The organism is Cupriavidus sp. 05L411 (genome assembly GCF_056398045.1).
The window spans coordinates 112,162-131,309 of sequence record NZ_JBFTOQ010000004.1; the positions used below are offsets into that span (position 1 = coordinate 112,162).

The window sequence follows — 19,148 nt, forward strand, 5'->3', positions numbered from 1 at the left end:
GCTATATTGCGAACACATCACAGAGGGCGTGTGCATTTCGCTCAAATCGGCTACCTTTACAGGAGAGCCTCCGGCGATCCTCGCGGGATCCACGCAGGACTTGCCACCCTCCGGGAACACTTCGCGACCAGCCATGGCGACCAACGAGCCTCCTTCACCGAATTTGCCTTCCGCGTCGAAGACATCGCTTCACGCCACGCTTGGCGAACTGGCCGCAGGCGGCGCCGTGCTCGTGCTGCTCCTGCTGCTGGCACTGTGGTTCATTACCGTGCTTGCGCCCCGGCCAGGCGGCCTGGCCGCGCCGATGCTTGGCGCCTGGGGCCTGGCGGTGGCCGTGATGCTCTCCCTGCTGCTGGTGCGTCTGCGGCGGCTGCGGCGCGCGGGGGAAGACAACCTGGCGCGCATCCAGGACAGCGAGGCTCGCCTGGCAGGGATCATCCGCTCGTCGATGGAAGCGATCATCACGGTAGACGAGGCGCAGTGCATCGTGTTGTTCAATCCCACGGCGGAGCGTCTTTTTGGGTACACCTCCGCCCAGGTGACCGGCCGCCCTCTGGCGGACCTGATTCCGGTGCGCTTTCGTGTGGCGCATGAGGCACACGTTCGCCGGTTCGGCGTCACCGGGGTCACGGACCGGCAGATGGGCCAGCAGCGGGTACTGCATGCGCTGCGCCAGGACGGCACGGAGTTCCCCATCGAGGCCTCTATCTCCCAGACGCAGGACGGCGCCGGCAAGCTGTTTACCGTCATCCTGCGGGACACCACGGAGCGGGTGAGGGTGGAGACGGCCTTGCGGCAGTCGCGCGAGGAGCTCCAGCAGCTCTCCGACCGGGTCCAGGCGTCGCGGGAAGAGGAACGCCGCCGTATCGCCCGCGAGTTGCACGACGACCTGGGCCAGCGCCTGAGCGCGCTGAAAATGGACCTGGCTATCCTCGCCAGCGACCTCAAGGACGCCGGAACGGCGCCTGCCTTGCTGGACCAGGCCGCCGCCATGCACCTGGTCATCGACGAAACCGTGGCTTCGGTGCGGCGCATCGCCGCCGACCTGCGCCCGGCTTTGCTGGACGAGCTCGGCCTGATCCCGGCGATCGAATGGCTGGCAAAGGAGTTCTCCGCCCGCTATGGCGTCAATGTCATCATCCATGCTGCCGAGGAGGAAGACGTCGGCGAGCACGCGGCCACCGCGGTATTCCGTATCGTGCAGGAGGCGCTCAGCAATGTCGTGCAGCATGCCCAGGCCGACCGGGTCGATATCGAGCTGGTTCGCCAGGACGACCATTTTGAGCTGACCGTACGGGACAATGGCCGCGGCAATGCCGCTGCGCAGCCTGCCGGTGGCGAGCGGGTATCGCTGGGGCTGGTGGGGATCCGGGAGCGCGCACGGCTGCTTGGCGGCGCCGTAGCGACAAGGCAAGCGCCTGGTGAGGGCTTCTGCCTGACTGTGCGCTTTCCGTTGGCCACGGCCACAGCCACGGCCACAACCGCGAGCGAGGAGGCAAGCCCGTGATTCCCGTGATGATTGCCGACGACCACGCCGTGATGCGCGACGGGCTGCGCCACATCCTGAGCCGCGCGGGCGGCTTCGAGGTGGTGGGTGAGGCGGTGGACGGCGCGGCCGTGCTGCAGATGGCGCGCGACTGCAAGGCCCGGGTCATCCTGCTGGACCTCTCCATGCCCGGGCGCAGCGGGCTGGAGCTGATCAGGCAATTGCGCGTAGAGCAGCCCGAACTGCGTATTCTGGTGCTGACCATGCACGCCGAGGAGCAGTACGTAGTGCGTGCGTTCCGGGCCGGGGCGGCGGGCTACCTGACCAAGGAAAGCGCGGCCACGGAGCTGGTCAGCGCCATCGGCAAGGTCGCCGCGGGCGGCACCTACGTGAGCGCCGCGATGGGCGAGAAGCTGGCCAACAGCCTGCAGGACGAGCACCGGGAGGATCCCCACCTGCGCCTGTCGGACCGCGAGATGGAAGTCTACCGCCGCCTGGTGCTGGGCGAGCCGCTGACCGAGATCGCCGCCGCCTTGTGCGTCAGCGCCAAGACCGTGAGCACCTACAAGATGCGGCTGATGGAAAAGCTGCGGTTGCCCAGCGAGGCGGCGCTGGTGCGCTATGCGATCCAGCATCGCCTGTTTGGCGAAGGCGATATCTAGTCCCTGCGCTTCCCGCGCTTCCCGCGCTTCTCGCGTTTGCTGCGCTTGATCTGGGACAAAGTGCGGCCGGCGCGCTGTGCCACCATGAACTGGACCGGGTCTGCCAGCAGGCATGCTCGCCAATACATGGAGCACATCATGGACTACCGGACCGTGCTGGTCGCGCTCGGAGCGGACCCCGACTGCGCATCTCGCGTCAGGATGGCTGCCGACCTGGCAGCCTCTTTTGGCGCGCATGTCACCGGCGTCAGCGCCACCGGCCTGCGCCTGGACCCGGTCCGGGGCGCGGGCGATGACGTTGCGCGGCATATGGCGGCGTCGCGCAGCAGGCTGCTGTCGCAGGCCACGCTGCAGGGCGAGATACTGAGCGGCACCATGGCAGCGCATGCGCCGGGCGTGCCGTTCTCGCACCGCGTGGTGGAAGAGGAGACCGGCTGGGTCCTGGCGCGGGAGGCCCGCGTAGCCGATCTGGCCGTGATGGCACGGCCGGTGGCAACGCAGGAAGTGCCTTCCCTGGGCGCCGGGGCGGCCGAGTACGTGCTGCTCAACGCCGGGCGCCCGGTATTGCTGGTGCCGCAGGCGTTTCGCCGGCTGCATGGCGGGCACGTGGCGATCGCATGGGACGGGCAGCGCGAAGCGGCCCGGGCCGTGGCCGACGCCATGCCTTTGCTGCTGCGCGCCAGCCGCGTCACCATCATCGGCGTCTGGGATGATCGCGGCGAACCGCGGGCAGACTCGGAGCCGGTGGCCGGCTTGCGGCATTACCTGCAGCGCCATGGCATCGTGGCCGGCGTGCGCAACGTGCAGAAGGCGGGGCCCGTCGCAGCCAGTCTCCTCGACGCGGTTGGCGCGCTGGGGGCCGACATGCTGGTGGCCGGGGGCTACGGGCACGCGCGCATGCGCGAACTGATCATGGGCGGCACCACGCGCACGTTGATGCATCACGCGCCGGTGCCACTGCTGTTGTCGCATTGACGGAGCGCGCCATGCAGCTGCAATTTCTCGGCGCGACCGACACGGTCACGGGATCCAAGTATGTGCTCGACACCGGCCGCAGCCGCGTGATGGTGGACTGCGGGCTGTTCCAGGGCTACAAGGCGCTGCGCCTGCGCAACTGGGACCGCTTGCCGGTCGATCCGTCCACGCTGGACGCGGTGGTGCTCACGCACGCGCATATCGACCATAGCGGATACCTGCCGCTGCTGGTGCGCAACGGCTTTCGGGGGCGGGTGTTCTGCACCATGGGCACCGCGCAGCTGTGCCAGATGCTGCTGCCCGACAGCGCCCACCTGGCGCAGGAGGACGCGCATTACGCCAACCGCAAGGGCTACTCGCGGCATCAGCCGGCGTTGCCGCTCTACGACGGCGCGGACGCCGTGCGCGCCTTGCGCCGGCTCGACCCGTTTCACTACGACACGCGGGTGCGGGTGACGCCCGACGTGGAGGCGGAGTTTCATCGCGCCGGACACATCATCGGCTCGGCCATCGTGACGCTGCACGTGGATGGCAAGCGGATCGTGTTTTCCGGCGACCTGGGACGCCAGCAGGACATCGTGATGCGCGCCCCGGAGGTCCTTCGCGAAGCGGATCACTTGCTGGTCGAGTCCACTTACGGCGACCGCGCCCATCCCGCGGATGATCCGCTCGACACGCTGGGCGAGGTCGTCAGCCGCACCATCGGCCGCGGCGGCAGCGTGGTGATTCCCGCGTTTGCCGTCGGGCGCACCCAGGCGCTGCTGTACTGCCTCTACAAGCTGCGCGAGCAAAACCGCATTCCCCAGGTGCCGGTCTACCTCAACAGCCCGATGGCGATCGACGCCACCACGATCTTCGCCCTGCACCCGGACGAACTGCGGATCGACCGCGGGGCCTGCGCGGCGGCCTGCCATATCGCCATCCTGATCCAGAGCATGCAGCAGTCCATGTGGCTGAACCGCGACCGCGCGCCCAAGATCATCCTGGCCGGCAGCGGCATGGCAACCGGCGGGCGGGTGGTGCATCACCTGGAGACCTATGGCCAGGATGCGCGCAATACGATATTGCTCTCGGGCTTCCAGGCCGCCGGTACCCGCGGCGCGGCGCTGGCCTCGGGCATGCGTGAACTACGCATCCATGGCAAGCAGGTTGCCATCCAGGCCTCGGTGGAGCAGATCACTTCGCTCTCGGCCCATGCTGACGCCAATGAACTGATGACGTGGCTTGGCGGCTTCGGCAGCCCGCCCCGGCAGACCTTCGTGGTGCATGGCGAGCCGTCCGCGAGCGACGCCCTGCGCCAGCGGATCGAGCGGGAGCTGCGCTGGGCGGTCACGATGCCGGAGTATCTTCGTTCGTACGCGCTGGATTAGGCAGGCATGGCAAGCGGTGGCCGGCGGCATCCCCGCCGGCGTCTCAGCAGCGTCTCAGCAGCGGCACTTCAGCGGCATCTCAGCGGCATCTCAGCGGCACTTCAGCCGGCATGGATGGCGCGCTTCTGCGTAGCGGCGCCGGCGCTGGCGGCGGTCCCGTTCAGCGTGGCCGCCGCCTGGCTGAATTTCTCGAACATATCCTGCACTTGCGTGGGCAGCGAAGCGGTGCTCCCGGCCTGCTGCAGCGCCGCGGCCTGGCAGCGCTGCCAGGTTTCTCCGGCTTCCCGCAGTTGTTCCACCATGGCGGTCTGGTTGTGAATGGCGAGATTCATCCAGGCTTGCATCCGCTGTGCGTAATGCTCGGCCTGGTTGCGCAGGAAGGTGGCCGGCAGGGTAGCGAGCGTGGCGAAGTCGCCGGCATTCGCCAGCTGCGCGCCTGCGTCGTGCAAGGTCTTGATGTCCTTGCGTACCGCATCGAGCTGGAGTTCAAGAAAGCGCTGCCGGCTCTCCTGCATCAGGGTCAGCGCGCGCAGGCCCGCCTCGCAATTGGCGGTGAAGCATGCGAGGGGGACGTCGGTCTGGTCTGTCATGGTGAGTCTCCTGGAGGCGCGCGGTAACGCGATAGTGCGGTAACGCGCGTGGATTGCTGCTCAGCCGCCAACTATTGTCAACGGTCAGGGCGGGCCTGCTTTACCGGACCTGTTCTACCGGGCATGTCTCGCGCAAGTCGCGCGACCACGGCAAATCACGGTTTCGCCCATCAGATGATTTTAGAAGCGTGCCGCTGGCGCTTGTTGATCCGCATCAAGCTTGCGGCACATCAAGCCGGTTGCGCACGCATGGTCCAGACTGAATGCAACGGTGCCGGTAAGCTTGACCGTTTCCGGGGGGATAGGATGGATCACACGGTCGTGGCATTTAGCGTCGCGCTTGGGATCGGCCTTGCGATCGGGCTGGAGCGGGAGCGCAGCCAGGCGGCGGAAGGTGCCGAGGCGCCGGCTGGCTTGCGCACGTTTGCCATTGCCAGCGTCAGCGGCGCGCTGGGCGCGTTCCTGCCCAACGCCGGGTTGTTGCCGGCGGTCCTGCTGGCGATTGCCGGCCTGGCAGCCCTGGGCTACCGCCACACCGCGGCCAGGGATCCCGGCATGACCACGGAGATGGCGTTGCTGTGCACGGTCTTGCTCGGCGCGCTGGCTGTCACGCATCCCGCGCTTGCCGCCGGCATTGCCACTGTCCTTGCGATTCTGCTGCACGGCAAGGCAACCCTGCACGGCCTGGTGCGCAACGCGCTGAGCCGGCAGGAGCTGAGCGATGCCTTGATGCTGGCGGTGGCGGCGCTGGTGATCTGGCCTTTGCTGCCCGACCGCTACATGGGCCCGTTCGACGCCTGGAACCCGCGCACGCTCTGGCTGGTGGCGATGCTGGTGATGCTGATGGGCGCAGCCGGGCATATTGCCACGCGGCTGTTCGGCGAGCGGGTAGGCCTGCCGGTGACCGGCCTGTTCGGTGGCTTCGTCTCCAGCGCGGCGACCATCGGCTCGATGGCGGCCATGGTGCGCAAGGCGCCGGACATACGCGATGCGGCCGTGGCGGCCGCGCTGCTTTCCAGCGTGGCCACGTTCGTGCAGATGCTGCTGTTGCTGGCCGCGACCAGCGCGGCAGCGCTCCGGGCATTGGCATGGCCCCTCGCGGCCGGGCTGACGGCAATGGGCCTCTATGCCGGCTTCTGGCTCTGGCTGGCAACGCGCAGGCCAGCCGCGCAGGACGGCGCACAACTGGCGGGCCGCTCGCTGGACTGGCGCGTGGCGGCAGGGTTCGTGCTGCTCATGGCCTTGCTCTTGCTGGCCAATGGCGCCACGCGAGCATGGTCCGGGCCCGGGATGCTGATGATGGTGGCCGTGGCCGGCGGGTTTGCCGATGCGCATGCCGCAACCGTGTCGGTTGCCGCGCAGGTCGCGGCGGGACGCCTGTCGGCAGAGGCGGCGGTGTGGCCGGTGCTGGCGGCCTTTTCCACCAATACCGCTACCAAGATCGTGCTGGCTGCCGCGGGCGGGCGCGCCTTTGCGTTGCGTGTCGGTGCGGGGCTTGTGCTGGCTGCCGCAGTGACCTGGGCCACGGCGCTCGCGCTGGTGTCGTTGCGCTGATGCCGGCCCGGGCACGCTGCGCTGCGGGCAGATCGTCAGGCGTCCCCCAGCGCGTGATACAGCTCGTCTTCCTGCGCGAAATGCAGGCGCAGGATCGCATTGAGCTCATAGAGCAGGCGCCGGACTTCCTGTGCGCTTTCCAGCTCGATGCCGTCCGCGGGCTGGTCCGCGGCGATGCGCTCCAGCATGCCGACCAGGTGGAAGATCTCGCGATGCCCGCCGCTGAGCGCGGCCAGCGGGTCCTGGCCGCCAAGGCGCCGCGCGAGTTCCGGATAGAGGTTGGCGTCGTCGTGGATCTCGTGCGCGAGCAATTGCTCGCGCAGTGCCTGGTTGAGCGCTGCCAGTTCGGCTGCGGCGGCTTGGCCGGGGAGGCTGGCTACGCGATCCGCCATCGATCTCACCTGGTCGAGCACCTGCCCCAGCTCGCTATGCTCGGTCTTCAGTCTGGTGGCCTCGGCCGCCGTGATTTGTGCGGGCTGCCATTCGGGCCCCGGATTGCGTGCCCGCAGCGCGTTGAGAATCACAACGACATCGATCAGTTCTTGCAGTAGCGCGCCCGCCACTGGCGGCAGGTAGCCGAATGCGGCCGCGATCATGGCCGCCAGCGACAGCGCCATGCCCGCCACCACGCTTTGCACGGCGATGCGACGCGTGCGCCTGGCGATCTGCATCGCCTCGGCCAGGCGGTCCAGGCGGTCGACCAGCAGTACCACGTCCGCCGCCTGCGCCGACGCGGCAGCGCCTGCCGCGCCCATTGCCACGCCGACGTCGGCGGCGGCCAGCGCGGGCGCGTCGTTGACGCCGTCGCCAACCATGATGACCTTGTCGTCGCGCTGCGCCTCGCGGATTGCCGCGAGCTTTTGCGCGGGCGTCTGCTGGGCGCGCACTTGCGTCACGCCCAGCATCGCGCCTGTCATCTGCGCCACGTCGTCGCGGTCGCCGGTCAGCATCACCATGCGCTGGATGCCGGCCTGCCTGAGAAGCCTGAGCGCGCGGGGCGTGTCAAGCCGGATCTGGTCCGCAAGCTGCAGCGCGCCACGCATGGCGCCATCAACGCCAAGAAAGACGGCCGCCGCGCCCTCATGGCCCATGCGCCGCACCCATGCCGTGCTCCACGGCATTGATGCGGTTGCGCTGGCCACATGCGCCAGGGAGCCGATGGTGACCACATGCCCGCCGATCGTGCCGCGCAGGCCGGCACCGGGATCCTCGGCGACCTCGCCCGGCAACGCCAGTGCCAGGCCGCGCTCGCGCGCCGTGGCGACCAGCGCGCGGGAGCTGGCATGCACCGAGGTCTGTGCCAGCGAAGCTGCCAGGCGAAGCACCTCGTCCTGCGCGTGTCCCGGCGCCGCCTCGATGGCCGAGACGCGGGCCTGGCCCGTGGTCAGGGTTCCGGTCTTGTCGAAAAACAGCACGCGGCACTGCGCCAGCCGCTCCAGCGCACCGCCGCTCTTGACCAGGATGCCCCGGCTGGCAGCGCGCGACATGCCGCAGACGATGGCCACCGGCACCGCCAGGATCAGCGGGCAGGGGGTGGCGACCACCAGCACCGCGAGTGCCCGGTGCGCATCGCCGGTCATGATCCAGGCTGCGCCGGCCACGGCCAGCGCCAGCGGCACCAGCAGCAGGGCGTAGCGGTCGGCCAGGCGCATGGACGGGCTACGGCTTTGCTGCGCCTCCATCACAAGGCGGACGATGCCCGAATAGGTACTCTGTGCCGCCGTGGCGCCGGCGAGCATCTCGAACGGCGCGCCGGCATTGACCACGCCGCTGCGCAGTGGCTCGCCCGGCGCGCGGCGCTGCGGCATGGCCTCGCCGGTCAGGGTGGATTCATCCAGTTCGGCAGCCTGGAGCAGGGTCCCATCGGCGGGCACCACTTCGCCCGCGCGTATCAGCAGCCGGTCGCCGGGGCGCACAAGCTCCAGCGGTACCGGGCGCCATTCGCCGCCTTCGAAGCGGCTGGCTTCGCGCGGCGCGTGGCGCAGCAGCGCGCTCATCTCGCTGGCGGCGCGCGCTTGCGCATAGCTCTCCAGCGCGCGTCCGCTGGCCAGCATCAGGGCAATCACGGCGGCGGTAAAGTGCTCGCCCAGCCACCATGCGAAGCCGATGGCCAGCAGAGCCAGGACATCCACGCCGGCCTTGCGGTGCCACGCCGCGAGCACGGTGCTGGCGGCCAGGGCAATCAGCACCGGCAGGACACCGATCAACCACGCAGTGCGCGCGAGCGCCGCCGATTCGAACCAGTACAGCAGCGATCCCGCGCTCAGCGTGAGCGCGCAGGTCGCCAGAAGCCCGAGGTTGAGCCAGCGGTGGTAGCGAGTCTGCGCAGGCGCCATATTGCCTTCGATCCGCTATCGATCGGCCATCAATCGCGGCGCGAGACCGACATGGCGACAAGCACCCCGCACACGGCGGCAACCGCCGCGGCCGCGCCCAGCGCACGCCATGGGTGCGCCTGCACGTACGCTTCTCCCGCATTGGCCAGATCGCGCACCTGGTCGCGGCCTTGCGCCTGCAGCTCGCGCAGGCGCAGCTGCAGCGCCTCCAGCCGCACGTTGAACTGTTCGCGGGCCTGGCCGGCTTGCTCGCCGGTCAAGGCGGCGGCGTCGCGCAGCAATGCCTGCACATCGGCCAGCAGGACGTTGACATCGCGCTGTAGCGCGGCGCGGTGTACGGAAAATACGGATCTGACGTCGTTCATGGCGCACTCCTGGCGGGTGGAAACGATGAAGGTGCGGCGGGATGAAGCTAAGCCACACACCACTATAGGTTCGGCGCCGGCCCGGCGGTTGATCGACATCAAGCCGACATCAAGCCGACGTCAAGCCGGCAGCAAGCAAGCGGATGCGGGGTCCGGCCGCTAGTGCCGGGCCCGGGCCGCGGCCCTCTGTGGCATCAGCAGCAGGCAAAGCGCCATGAAGCCCAGCAGCGCTGCCGAAGCACTGAAGCGGCCCAGTGCCAGCCCGCCCGATTGCAAGGGCTTGTCGAGGAAGTCGCCCAGCACCGCGCCGAGCGGGCGCGTCAGGATGAAGGCCGCCCAGAACAGCAACGTGCGTGAGATCCGCGTGCGGTAGTAGGCCAGGGCTAGCAATGCCAGCAGCGAGCCGAAGATCGCCATGCCGCCGACGTAACCCATTCCGGCCGTGTCGGCGGTCCAGTCTCCCAGCGCTGTGCCAAGCGTCTGCGAGAACATGATGGTGACCCAGTAGCACAGCTCGGCGCGCGGCGAATGCACGCTGTCGACCGAGACCGTGCCAAGCCAGCGATACCACAACGCCAGCGACAGCAGCAACAGCAGCGCCAGCAACGTGGACCCCCCGGCGTAGCCGATGCCGAGCGAGCGGTCCGCGAAGTCCGCCAGGGTCGTGCCGACCGTGGTGGTGGCCACGATGGTGGCCCAGTACAGCAGCGGCTGGAAGCGCCTCGCGCGCACCTGGGCGCAGACCGCCACCAGGAACACCGCCGCAAAGATCGCCGTGCTGACCAGGTAGCCCAGTCCCATCGTCATCGACAGCGCATCGCCGCCGGTCTCTCCGAGCGTGGTCGCGGCGATCTTGATCAGCCAGAATGCCAGTGTGACTTCCGGCACTTTGCTGGCMGCCGCGGCGCTGGCCTCGTAGCCGGGGCGTGCTGTCATGTTGAACTCCTTCGACGTTAGGCTTGGCGCGGCGGACTCCTGGCGCCGCAAGGATTGCCAGATACTAGTTCGCGCGGGATTAAGGCAGCATTAAGGCCGTGTTGCGGCGCAACGGGCGGGGCGGAGGACGAAAGTTGACTATCAGCCGCTGGCGCGTGGTGGCGGGAGGCTTATCGCGCCTAGCCCGAACGTGACGGGTTTCGACGTCAGAAAACGCCAAGCGCAAGACCTGCCGCCAGGCCAGCGCCCAGTTCGGCACAGTGCGCCAGGTCCTCGGCGCCGATCTCCTTGTGTGCCAGAATGCGTTCGGGTGTCTGTGCATGGGTGCAGACGATCAGGCCCGGCGCCACACACTTGAGCCGCCAGCCGGTAGCAATGCGTTCGACCTGACGCAGCGCGTTCTGCCCGTCGCTGCCGGCACAGATCATGGCCGCGTACGGGCGGCCGTTCACACGATCAAGCGCCGCGTAGTAGCAGCGATCAAAGAAGTCCTTCATCAGTCCGGACATCGCAGCCAGGTTCTCCGGCGTCGCGAACAGATAGCCGTCGGCCGCCAGCACATCGTCCGGACCGGTCTCGGCCGCTCGCTGCAGCCTGACCGCGATGTCAGGTTGCATACGCGCCGCGTCGGCTGCCGCCTCGGCCATCTGCTTTGTTCCCCCGGTCATCGTGTGGTAGACGATCAGCAGCGTCTTCATTTGTTCCTACTCGCCATCCGCCGGCACGTTGCGCACTCTATCACGCCCCAAACACCGGCCAGCCGAGGAAAAGCCGCGGTGGTTCACGACGTGAACCGGGTAGAGAGGCGCTGTCAGCGCTTGCACGAGAAGAGCGGCCCCATCGTTCTCTAAATAGGACTCTGTCGCCCACTTTGGCAGTCTACCGGCCATGCCGCCTCACACCTATGCTCTAGCAGCGACGACACGATGGAATCCAATCATTCTCTTGAGCGGCGAGCCCATTGATGAGCCTATCGTGGGTTACGGTCCCTTCGTGATGAACAGCCAGGAAGACATCGTCCAGGCCTATGCCGACTTCAGCAGTGGGCGCTTTGGTCAGATGGTCAAGTCGTTCCTGTTCTGCCGCCACAGGGCGGCAGAGCATTCAAAACTCGGTGCAGATGCACCTTCACCTTCACCCCCCAAGGAGACGCACGATGAGCACACCTGCCAACTTCAATGGCCAGCGCCCGATGATTGACCCCAGCGATTCGGCCATGCTGCTGATCGACCATCAGAGCGGCTTGTTCCAGACTGTGGGCGATATGCCCATGCCTGAACTGCGCGCCCGTGCCGCAGCCTTGGCAAGGATGGCGACGCTTTCCAAGCTGCCGGTCATCACCACGGCCTCCGTGCCGCAAGGGCCCAATGGTCCGCTGATCCCGGAGATTCACGAGAACGCGCCGCACGCCCGGTATGTCGCCCGCAAAGGCGAAATCAATGCTTGGGACAATCCGGATTTCGTGGCGGCGGTGAAGGCCACTGGCCGCAGGACGCTGATCATCGCGGGCACCATTACGAGCGTGTGCATGGCCTTTCCCTCGATTAGCGCTGTCGCGGATGGCTACAGGGTTTTCACCGTCGTCGATGCGTCTGGCACATACTCGAAGATGGCTCAAGAGATCACGCTTGCCCGTGTTGTACAGGCTGGGGTGGTACCGATGGACACTGCCGCGGTCGCTTCGGAACTGCAGAAGACCTGGCACAGGGATGATGCCATGCAGTGGGCCGACATCTACACCAAGATCTTCCCGGCGTACCAGTTGCTGATCGAGAGCTACACCAAGGCCCAGAACGTGGTGAAGGACAGCGAGATGCTGGACTCGGCGCGCTGATGCTTCGCGCCGCTGCTATGCGGAATACCTTCGGGCATTCACATGCGGCAACTGTCAAGCGAGGGGCCATCGGCTCGATGGCTTCCTCCGATTCCAGCCCTGAGAGCAACTTCGCGCGTCCCGGTGCGCCGCTTGATAGTAGGCTCGATCTAAAAGGTCTGCGCCCAGGCTCAGGCGGGAGCGATGCCGTAGCGGCGGCCAATGCGCAGCAACAGCGCGTCGAGTTCCTGAAGGATCGGCCTCTGGTCGTCGGCCCGCCACACCAGTGCCGATGGCATGGCCGGCAGGTCGATCTCGACGAACGCGATCTGCGGCGTCGCGTAGTAGCTGGCGGCGCGCTTGGTCAGCATAAGCAGGGCCTGTCTGGTGCCAACGGCAGCAATGGCTTCACGGATGGTGCGTATCACGGGCCCTTCGCCGATCGGCTTGCCCTGCGGTGTGTGGCGCGGGAAGTGATAGTCCTGCCATTCCTGGTTGACCGAGCCCGGCACCATGCGCACCAGGCGCTCCTGCGCCAGCAGCTCAGGGTCCACCAATCCGGTGGCGGCCAGAGGGTGGTCCTGCGGCACGCACAGCATGCGCTGGTCCCGCATGATCACGGGCCCATGGCGCAGGCCGTCGGCCCCCAGCGGCAGCCGGCAGAAGGCCGCATCCACCGTGCCGTCGCTGACCGCGGCGTAGTGCGTCACATAGGTCAGTTCCACGAATTCCAGCTCGATCTCGGGGTGCGCGGCCTTGGCTTCGGTCACGAACGGCTGGTGCAGCTCATAAAAACCGCCACCGAGAAAACCGATCTTCAACAAACGCGGCTTGCCCGCCGCCTGCTGCTTGCAGTCCTCGATCGATGCCTTGAGCTGAATGATTGCTGGCGCAGCGCCGTTGCGCAGTGTCTCGCCCAGCGGCGTCAGCGCGACACGCCGGCTGGTGCGATCGAACAGCAGCCCGCCCAGCGCGTGTTCCAGCGCCTTGACCGCCTCGGATACCGATGACTGGCTCACGTTGAGCTTCTCGGCGGCCCGGCCGAAGTGCAGCTCGCGCGCGACCGCCAGAAAGCACTCCAGTTGCTTCAGGTCCATCCATGCCTCCAGAAACGCATTGATCAATCAATCGGAAACAACGATTGATCGGCGGAATATTAACACTTGTTCCCAAAACGGCGTATCGGCAGAATGACGCGGTTACGACTCGAATTATCTGGCGATATGAGCAAAGAAGAAGGGGCGTTGAGCAAGACTCCGCAAAACAAGGCGAGCGTGAATGGATCGGCAGAACCGATCGAATTCACGCTGGATGGCGACGTGATCCGCGGTACGTTCTACCTGCCTGCGGGCGCCACGGGGCAGGTGCCGGCCGTGGTGCTGGCGCACGGGTGGTCGATGGTGGCGGGCGGGGACCTGGAGGACTACGCGGCGGCGGTTGTCAATGAGGGCATCGCGGCCCTGACCTTCGATTTCCGGCGGCTGGGCCGCAGCGGCGGGCAGCCCCGGCAGGAGATCGATCCCGCCTGGCAGATCGAGGATTTCCGCGCGGCGATCTCCTACGTGCGCGGCCGGCCCGAGGTCGACCGCGAGCGCATTGGCATCTGGGGATCGAGCTACAGCGGCGGGCATGCCCTGGTCGTGGCCGCCATCGACAAACGGGTCAGGTGCGTGGTCAGCCAGGTCCCGACCATCAGCGGCTTTGCCGCCGCACAGCGGCGCATGCGCTACGACAAGGCGCGCACACTGCAGGCCGCGTTCGAGGCGGACCGCGAGGCCCGCTTTGCCGGTGCGGCGCCGGCGACGTTACGCATGATCGATGCCGAGCCCGAGGCGCCGGTCGCCTATCCCGGCCGCGATTCGTATGACTACATGCATGGCGAGGCGCAGCGCTGCCCGTCCTGGGTCAACGAGGTCACGCTGCGCTCGCTGGAGCTGGCGCGCGCCTATGAGCCGGGTGCCTATATCCGGCGTATCGCGCCAACGCCGCTGCTGATGATCGTCGCGACCGAAGACGGGCTGACGCCAGCCGACCTGCAGCAAGAGGCTTTTAACCAGGCACACCAGCCCAAGCAACTGCTGCTGCTCGGCGGCGGACACTATTCGGTCTACACGGAGCATTTCGACCAGACCAGCCGCGCGGCTGCAAGCTGGTTCGCCGAGCACCTGGGCAAGCCGGCGCAAGGGCGATGATCCTCAGGCAGATAGGAGGCCGACAGGAGCATCGCACGGTGAAGCGCGTTCAAGGTGCCGCGAGCAGGCTAAGCACGGCCAGGCTCATGGCGGTGACACCGGTCTTGATCGACGGCTCGGGCACCGGGGCGAAGTAGGGCGAGTGATTGAACACCAGGGGCTTGCCGCCGCGCTTGTTTGCGGCTGAGACGTCTTCAGGGTCAAGCACACCCACAAGGAAGAACATCGAAGGCACGCCCTCGCCGCCGTATTCCGCGAAATCCTCGCTGGTGGTGAGCGGCAGCGTACGGGCCACCTTGTCCTTGCCCAGGCCCGCCTGCAACGCGGCCTCAACGCGTGCAACCACCGTCTCGCTGTTCACCACGCCGGGGCCATTGTCGGTAATCGTGATCTCTGGCTCGGGGGCGGCGGCCGCGCTTGCCGATGCCCGCGCAACGCGCCGCACCCCGTCGACAAGCAGTGCCCGGACCCCGGAATCGTAAGCACGGATTGTGCCGCGCAAGACCGCGCTGTCGGGAATGATGTTGCCCGAGCTTCCTGCCTGGAGCGCGCCGACGGTGATCACGCCGAATGCCATCGGATCCTTTTCCCGGCTCGTCACGGCCTGCACATCCGTGACGAATCGCGCGGCAATGATGATCGGGTCCAGCGCCTTGTTGGGTGCGGAGCCGTGTCCGCCACGGCCTTTGAAGACGATCTCGAACGCGCTGGCGGCAGACGTCATCGGGCCCACGCTGTAACTGACCGTGCCGTAAGGCCGGGGATCCGTGTGCAAGGCAAGCGCCGTGTCAGGCTTGGGAAAGCGCTTGAACAGCCCGTCGGCCAGCATGGCCCTGGCGCCGGCGCCGATCTCTTCAGCCGGCTGCGCCACGAACATCAACGTGCCGCGCCACTGGCCTTTCATGGCGACCAGGGCACGCGCGGTGCCTACCCAGGTCGCCATGTGCAAGTCGTGGCCGCAACTATGCGCAACGAAGCTCTCGCGCCCGTTCCACGTGGTGACTGCCTTGCTGGCATAGGGCAGAGAGGTTTTCTCCTCCATGGGGAGGCCATCCATGTCGGTGCGCACCATGATGGTCGGGCCCGGGCCGTTGCGGTACAGGGCCACCACGCCAGTCTTTCCCACGTTCTCGGTCACCTCGAATCCGAGCCCGCGCATCTCCCCGGCGAGCCGCGATGCGGTGCGGGTCTCAGCGAATGCAAGCTCGGGGTGCGCGTGCAGATCCTTGTACAAGGCGTCCAGTTCGGGATACATGGTTGTGACCAGGCCGCTCAGCTGGCTGGTTCGCCCGTCGTCAAGCTCGCTGGGTTGTGCCAACGTTTCGGCACCGGCATTGACTGCGGCAAGCAGCATGGCGGCGGCCGCCGCACGGCGAGCCAACGCGCGTTTTTCCCGTATTTTTCTTCGCAGTTTTTCTTGCACTTGGGCGTTTCCTTTCTTCCTTGTCGGCGTGTGTCAGCGTCAGGTCCACGTAACCTTGCGCGGCCAGGTGCCGCCACCGTCGGCGTAATGGCTCGATATGAGCTAGGGTTTGGCTTTGGCTTTGGCTTTGGGTTTGTTTCGGGCCGAGATCACCAGCTGTACCTGTAGCCCATGCTGACCATCCACGGTTTGTCCAGCCTGGAGCCGCTTGCGTATTCGTAGTCGGCGTACAGGCGGTGGTTCGTGCCCAGTGACGCGGCAACGCCAACGCCCAGCTCGGCAAGGCCGCCGGACAGGTCGGTCCGGGTAGCCACGCCGTTAGTGCGTACCGTGCTCTTGCCGTCAAGCTCCTGCGACAGGCTCAGCTTGACGTAGGGCTGCACGGTGTTGCCATTGGCAAACGCAATGCGGCGGCCGAGCAGGGAACCAACGCGCAAGCGCATCGAATTGCCGCTGTCGGCATCGACCTGCAGACCGTTGCTGGCGCGGTAGCTGGCGCCGCTGGCGCGGAGCATCGACAGCGCCACCTGCGGCTCGACGAACCAGCCGAAGCCGAACGGCACCTGGCGGCCGGCTTCCACCGACACGCCGATGGCGTTCTGGTGGGAATCGGCCTTCACCGATTGGCCGTCGGTCGCCACCACCGCGAAGTTCTGCTGGATTTTGTTAGCCTTGAACACGCCGTCGACGTACCAGCCCGTATCGGCCAGCCAGGTGGCATAGCCGCCGACGTGGTAGCTATCGGCGCCGCCCGTGCCTTCGCCACGAAAACGGCGGTCGGTCGAACTGTACCCGGTCATGCCGCCGACGTACCAACGCCCGCCTTCGCGCGGCAGGGACCTGTCGACGCCGACCTCCAGGCCGCCCACGGTCTGCTCGAACGAGCGGCCGCCGCGGTTGTCGAGCTTCTGGCGTTCGCCGAAACCCCGCACCCAGACGCCACCTTCGTTCTTGTCCTGGCGCAACTCACCCATCCGCCTGGCCAGCGTGCCTTTTTCGGCATACCAGATCGCGTGCGCGGTGCCTGCGCTGGACGTATTGATCGCGGCGTTGGCGGCCGTGGACAGGTCGTCGGGACCAGGGGGCGCAATCTGGGACTGCCCTGGCTCCGGCACCGCTTCCGGCGATAGCTCGCTGGTGTTGACGAGGCTCCAGTCGGTGGCGCGCCCGCCAACCGTGTCGCTGCTTTTCAGTGCGTAGCGATAGGTGCCGGCGTCCACCAATTGATCGCGATTGGCGAGCGCGAACGATCCCGGGCCGCCTTCGCTCTGGATGATCCTCAGGGAGCCGCCACCGGCCTGCGGCTCGGCGCCGCTGTTGGCGACCAGCACGCGGTGATTGCCCGAGACGGTGCCGGCGACGCGCAGCAGGTCGCCCTGGCCGGCGCCCAGGTCGGTGCGCATTTCGAACAGGCCGCCGCCGCTGAGGTTGCCGGTCACGTCCAGCACCTTGAAGCCGCTGCCCGGGGTGGCAAATGACACCGTGCCCGCATTGTCCAGGCGCGCCACCGCCGAGTTGCCGCGCACGCGCCAGGTGCTGCTGTCGTCGATGCTCATCGTGTCCACCGTCCGCCCGGCGTTGTTGCGCAGGGCGCCGGTCAGCACGGAGTGGTCGCGCAGGCTCACGCTGGCCGACCCGCTGTCGAGCACCACGTCACCCTCCAGGTGGCTGCGCTGCGCGTTGAGCTGCACATCGCGCGCGGCGATCGTAGTGCTGCCGTTTGGCGAGGAGAGGCGCTGTTCGTCCACGTGCAACAAAGCGCCATCGCCGCTGCTGGATCTGCCGATGATCGTGGTGTCGGCCAGGTTCGCGACGAGGCCGCTGCCTTCGACCGTGATGCCATTGCCGTTTGCGGTCTCGATATGGCTGTTGCGGATCGATATCGCGTTGTCGACGCCGGGCGTGTACGAGTAGGCCAGGATGCCATTGGCGCCTGTGCCGCCGGTGCGTATGTCGACGCCGTCCAGGCTGGCCTGCGCGCCCTGATTGCCCATCATCAGCCCGTGGGAGCCGTCGCCAGCGGTGCGCACGATGGTACCTGTTGCGTCCAGGCGCGCGCCGTTGGCGAGCATGCCGTAGGCAGTGTGGCCGTGGGTGGTGACCGAGCCACCTTCCAGCACGACGTTGGACCCGGACAGGCGCGAGACCACACCGATGGCAGCGTTGCCGAAGGTCTCGACAGCGACGCCGCGCGCGGTGGTCGTCGCGCCGCTGCCGCTGCCGCTATAGAGTTCGGAGACGTAGATACCGTGCCCGCTGGTGCCACGCGTCGTGATCGAGCCGCCGTCCATGGTGACTGTGCCCGCCCGGTTTTCCACGCCCACGCCTTTTTCCCCGGTCATCTTGATGGAGACGTCCTTGGCCACCACAACGCTCTCGCTCGGAACCCGGATGCCAGCGACGTTCGAACCATTGCTGCTGATCTGCACGCGTTCCAGGCTGGCATGGACGCCATCAGCGTTTGCGTCAATGCCGGAACCCGTCTCGGCATGCACCGCCACATCGCGCAAGACGGCTTCGGACGGGGTGAATTCCGCTCCGCCGGCCCTGGTGAGGTACACGCCGTCGAGATACGCGTCGATGGTGCCATTGGAGAACGAGACGCTGCCACCGGACGCGTGAATGCCAGTGCCGCGGACCGAGACGATGTCGGTGTTGGTTGCGGTCACGGTACCGCGGTCGACACTGATGCCTTTGCCGCCCCGATTCGTGGTGGCAGTGGCATTGAGCTTTGCCTGATCCAGGACGACGCTCGCACCATCCGCCGCGTGGACTGCCGAGGCGCCCTCGCCAAGGACGGTGATTTGCGTTTTGCGGGCGGTAATCATGGCGTCCGTGCCCGCTGCGTTCAGGCCATGGGCTTCGTCACCCTGGGTGGAAACCGAGCCCCCCGTCATCTCAACGCGCCCGCCGTCAATGGCTTGCACGCCGTGGGAGTATCGACCCTCGGTCTTGATCCGCGTGTCGTTCAGGGTTGCCTTGCTGCCCGCATCGCGCACGGCCAAGGCGCTGGCATTGAGGCTGCCCTGTGCGGTGATGTTGCTGTCGGACAGTGCCAGTGTGCCGCCGGCGCTGACGGTGACGCCCTGCGTGCTGACGCTCGTGCCTGCGATGCCGGACTGGATGCTCACGCCGTTGCCCGAGAGGGCGTTGTTGGCGCCGCTGATATTGACCGCCGTGCCGGCGTCAGCATGCGTGACCGTGTCACCGGGGACAAGCACCCGGGTTTCCCCATCGGGTGTGGAAAGATCGATGTTGGGGTAAGCCGTTGCTGCCGTGGCCAGCTGAATGCCCGGGAACAGCACTGTCAGGATGGCGACGGAAATTCGAGTTGGTTGCAGTTTCATGGAGGAGTGTCCGGCTTGCTCCACCCCAATACCAAATGCACCAGACCTGAATCGGCTAATGAAAATAACTACGCGCGTATGGAAGCGTTGAAGGGGAGC

15 protein-coding genes and 1 pseudogene are annotated in these 19,148 nt (G+C 67.1%); 8 read left to right on the forward strand and 8 right to left on the reverse strand.

From position 1 onward, the window contains the following. The first annotated feature begins 133 nt into the window (after positions 1–133). From AC1DQR_RS06035 to AC1DQR_RS06050, 4 genes are all read left to right on the forward strand, one after another. Positions 134–1,507 carry a PAS domain-containing sensor histidine kinase gene (locus AC1DQR_RS06035; protein WP_416048435.1) on the forward strand — a complete coding sequence of 458 codons (1,374 nt, stop codon included), beginning with the start codon at positions 134–136 and terminating at the stop codon, positions 1,505–1,507. Further along, entirely contained in the window at positions 1,504–2,148 is a 645-nt protein-coding gene (locus AC1DQR_RS06040) for a response regulator (protein WP_416048436.1), read from the forward strand. Before AC1DQR_RS06035 ends, AC1DQR_RS06040 begins: the two co-directional genes overlap by 4 nt. A 138-nt stretch (positions 2,149–2,286) precedes the next feature. Beyond that, entirely contained in the window at positions 2,287–3,123 is an 837-nt protein-coding gene (locus AC1DQR_RS06045; RefSeq protein ID WP_416048437.1) for a universal stress protein, read from the forward strand. Positions 3,124–3,134: 11 nt separating this feature from the next. Next, complete coding sequence (locus tag AC1DQR_RS06050) at positions 3,135–4,493, forward strand: MBL fold metallo-hydrolase RNA specificity domain-containing protein (RefSeq protein WP_416048438.1); 1,359 nt, start codon at positions 3,135–3,137, stop codon at positions 4,491–4,493. 101 nt (positions 4,494–4,594) lie between these two features. Here AC1DQR_RS06050 and AC1DQR_RS06055 read toward each other — a convergent pair whose 3' ends face one another. Further along, positions 4,595–5,083 (reverse strand): phasin family protein, encoded by a 489-nt coding sequence (locus AC1DQR_RS06055; protein ID WP_416048439.1) that lies wholly within the window; start codon positions 5,081–5,083, stop codon positions 4,595–4,597. 306 nt (positions 5,084–5,389) lie between these two features. Here AC1DQR_RS06055 and AC1DQR_RS06060 point away from each other — a divergent pair, with 306 nt between their 5' ends. Next, a complete protein-coding gene (locus AC1DQR_RS06060) occupies positions 5,390–6,637 on the forward strand; it encodes an MgtC/SapB family protein (RefSeq protein ID WP_477132713.1) in 1,248 nt (415 codons plus the stop codon). 35 nt (positions 6,638–6,672) lie between these two features. Here the strand turns inward: AC1DQR_RS06060 and AC1DQR_RS06065 are convergent, their stop codons facing one another. The 4 genes from AC1DQR_RS06065 to AC1DQR_RS06080 all read right to left on the reverse strand — a co-directional run bounded on the left by AC1DQR_RS06065 (position 6,673) and on the right by AC1DQR_RS06080 (position 10,972). After that, entirely contained in the window at positions 6,673–8,973 is a 2,301-nt protein-coding gene (locus AC1DQR_RS06065; protein ID WP_477132714.1) for a heavy metal translocating P-type ATPase, read from the reverse strand. Positions 8,974–9,002: 29 nt separating this feature from the next. Next, positions 9,003–9,338 (reverse strand): ElaB/YgaM/YqjD family protein, encoded by a 336-nt coding sequence (locus AC1DQR_RS06070; RefSeq protein WP_416048442.1) that lies wholly within the window; start codon positions 9,336–9,338, stop codon positions 9,003–9,005. Between the two features lie 159 nt (positions 9,339–9,497). After that, positions 9,498–10,274 (reverse strand): COG4705 family protein, encoded by a 777-nt coding sequence (locus tag AC1DQR_RS06075; RefSeq protein ID WP_477132715.1) that lies wholly within the window; start codon positions 10,272–10,274, stop codon positions 9,498–9,500. Between the two features lie 206 nt (positions 10,275–10,480). Next, a complete protein-coding gene (locus AC1DQR_RS06080) occupies positions 10,481–10,972 on the reverse strand; it encodes a flavodoxin family protein (RefSeq protein WP_416048444.1) in 492 nt (163 codons plus the stop codon). A 238-nt stretch (positions 10,973–11,210) separates the two neighbouring features. Between AC1DQR_RS06080 and AC1DQR_RS06085 the strand changes: the two are divergent. Continuing rightward, positions 11,211–11,336, forward strand: a pseudogene (locus AC1DQR_RS06085) (pirin-like C-terminal cupin domain-containing protein); the annotation flags it as partial. Positions 11,337–11,430: 94 nt separating this feature from the next. Beyond that, positions 11,431–12,108, forward strand: a complete 678-nt coding sequence (locus AC1DQR_RS06090) for an isochorismatase family protein (protein ID WP_477132716.1) — start codon at positions 11,431–11,433, stop codon at positions 12,106–12,108. Between the two features lie 170 nt (positions 12,109–12,278). On the opposite strand, the gene AC1DQR_RS06095 is transcribed toward AC1DQR_RS06090, so the two are convergent. Then, positions 12,279–13,184, reverse strand: a complete 906-nt coding sequence (locus AC1DQR_RS06095) for a LysR family transcriptional regulator (RefSeq protein WP_416048446.1) — start codon at positions 13,182–13,184, stop codon at positions 12,279–12,281. A 126-nt stretch (positions 13,185–13,310) separates the two neighbouring features. On the opposite strand from AC1DQR_RS06095, the gene AC1DQR_RS06100 reads away from it, so the two are divergent. Next, the gene (locus AC1DQR_RS06100; RefSeq protein ID WP_477132717.1) at positions 13,311–14,279 is read left to right on the forward strand and encodes an alpha/beta hydrolase; all 969 of its coding nucleotides are present in this window, start codon (positions 13,311–13,313) and stop codon (positions 14,277–14,279) included. Between the two features lie 49 nt (positions 14,280–14,328). Here AC1DQR_RS06100 and AC1DQR_RS06105 read toward each other — a convergent pair whose 3' ends face one another. Next, on the reverse strand, positions 14,329–15,633 hold the full coding sequence (locus AC1DQR_RS06105; protein ID WP_477132718.1) for an amidohydrolase: 1,305 nt from the start codon (positions 15,631–15,633) through the stop codon (positions 14,329–14,331). Between the two features lie 218 nt (positions 15,634–15,851). Beyond that, entirely contained in the window at positions 15,852–19,049 is a 3,198-nt protein-coding gene (locus AC1DQR_RS06110) for an autotransporter outer membrane beta-barrel domain-containing protein (RefSeq protein ID WP_477132719.1), read from the reverse strand. Positions 19,050–19,148 lie beyond the last annotated feature (99 nt).

What these genes read in the sequence shown, in the direction of transcription:
- AC1DQR_RS06070 (WP_416048442.1), bottom strand. Translation starts at nt 9,338, where the DNA reads ATGAACGACGTCAGATCCGTATTTTCCGTACACCGCGCCGCGCTACAG.
- AC1DQR_RS06100 (WP_477132717.1), top strand. Translation starts at nt 13,311, where the DNA reads ATGAGCAAAGAAGAAGGGGCGTTGAGCAAGACTCCGCAAAACAAGGCG.
- AC1DQR_RS06090 (WP_477132716.1), top strand. Translation starts at nt 11,431, where the DNA reads ATGAGCACACCTGCCAACTTCAATGGCCAGCGCCCGATGATTGACCCC.
- AC1DQR_RS06110 (WP_477132719.1), bottom strand. Translation starts at nt 19,049, where the DNA reads ATGAAACTGCAACCAACTCGAATTTCCGTCGCCATCCTGACAGTGCTG.
- AC1DQR_RS06045 (WP_416048437.1), top strand. Translation starts at nt 2,287, where the DNA reads ATGGACTACCGGACCGTGCTGGTCGCGCTCGGAGCGGACCCCGACTGC.
- AC1DQR_RS06065 (WP_477132714.1), bottom strand. Translation starts at nt 8,973, where the DNA reads ATGGCGCCTGCGCAGACTCGCTACCACCGCTGGCTCAACCTCGGGCTT.
- AC1DQR_RS06055 (WP_416048439.1), bottom strand. Translation starts at nt 5,083, where the DNA reads ATGACAGACCAGACCGACGTCCCCCTCGCATGCTTCACCGCCAATTGC.
- AC1DQR_RS06035 (WP_416048435.1), top strand. Translation starts at nt 134, where the DNA reads ATGGCGACCAACGAGCCTCCTTCACCGAATTTGCCTTCCGCGTCGAAG.
- AC1DQR_RS06060 (WP_477132713.1), top strand. Translation starts at nt 5,390, where the DNA reads ATGGATCACACGGTCGTGGCATTTAGCGTCGCGCTTGGGATCGGCCTT.
- AC1DQR_RS06050 (WP_416048438.1), top strand. Translation starts at nt 3,135, where the DNA reads ATGCAGCTGCAATTTCTCGGCGCGACCGACACGGTCACGGGATCCAAG.
- AC1DQR_RS06105 (WP_477132718.1), bottom strand. Translation starts at nt 15,633, where the DNA reads ATGCTGCTTGCCGCAGTCAATGCCGGTGCCGAAACGTTGGCACAACCC.
- AC1DQR_RS06095 (WP_416048446.1), bottom strand. Translation starts at nt 13,184, where the DNA reads ATGGACCTGAAGCAACTGGAGTGCTTTCTGGCGGTCGCGCGCGAGCTG.
- AC1DQR_RS06080 (WP_416048444.1), bottom strand. Translation starts at nt 10,972, where the DNA reads ATGAAGACGCTGCTGATCGTCTACCACACGATGACCGGGGGAACAAAG.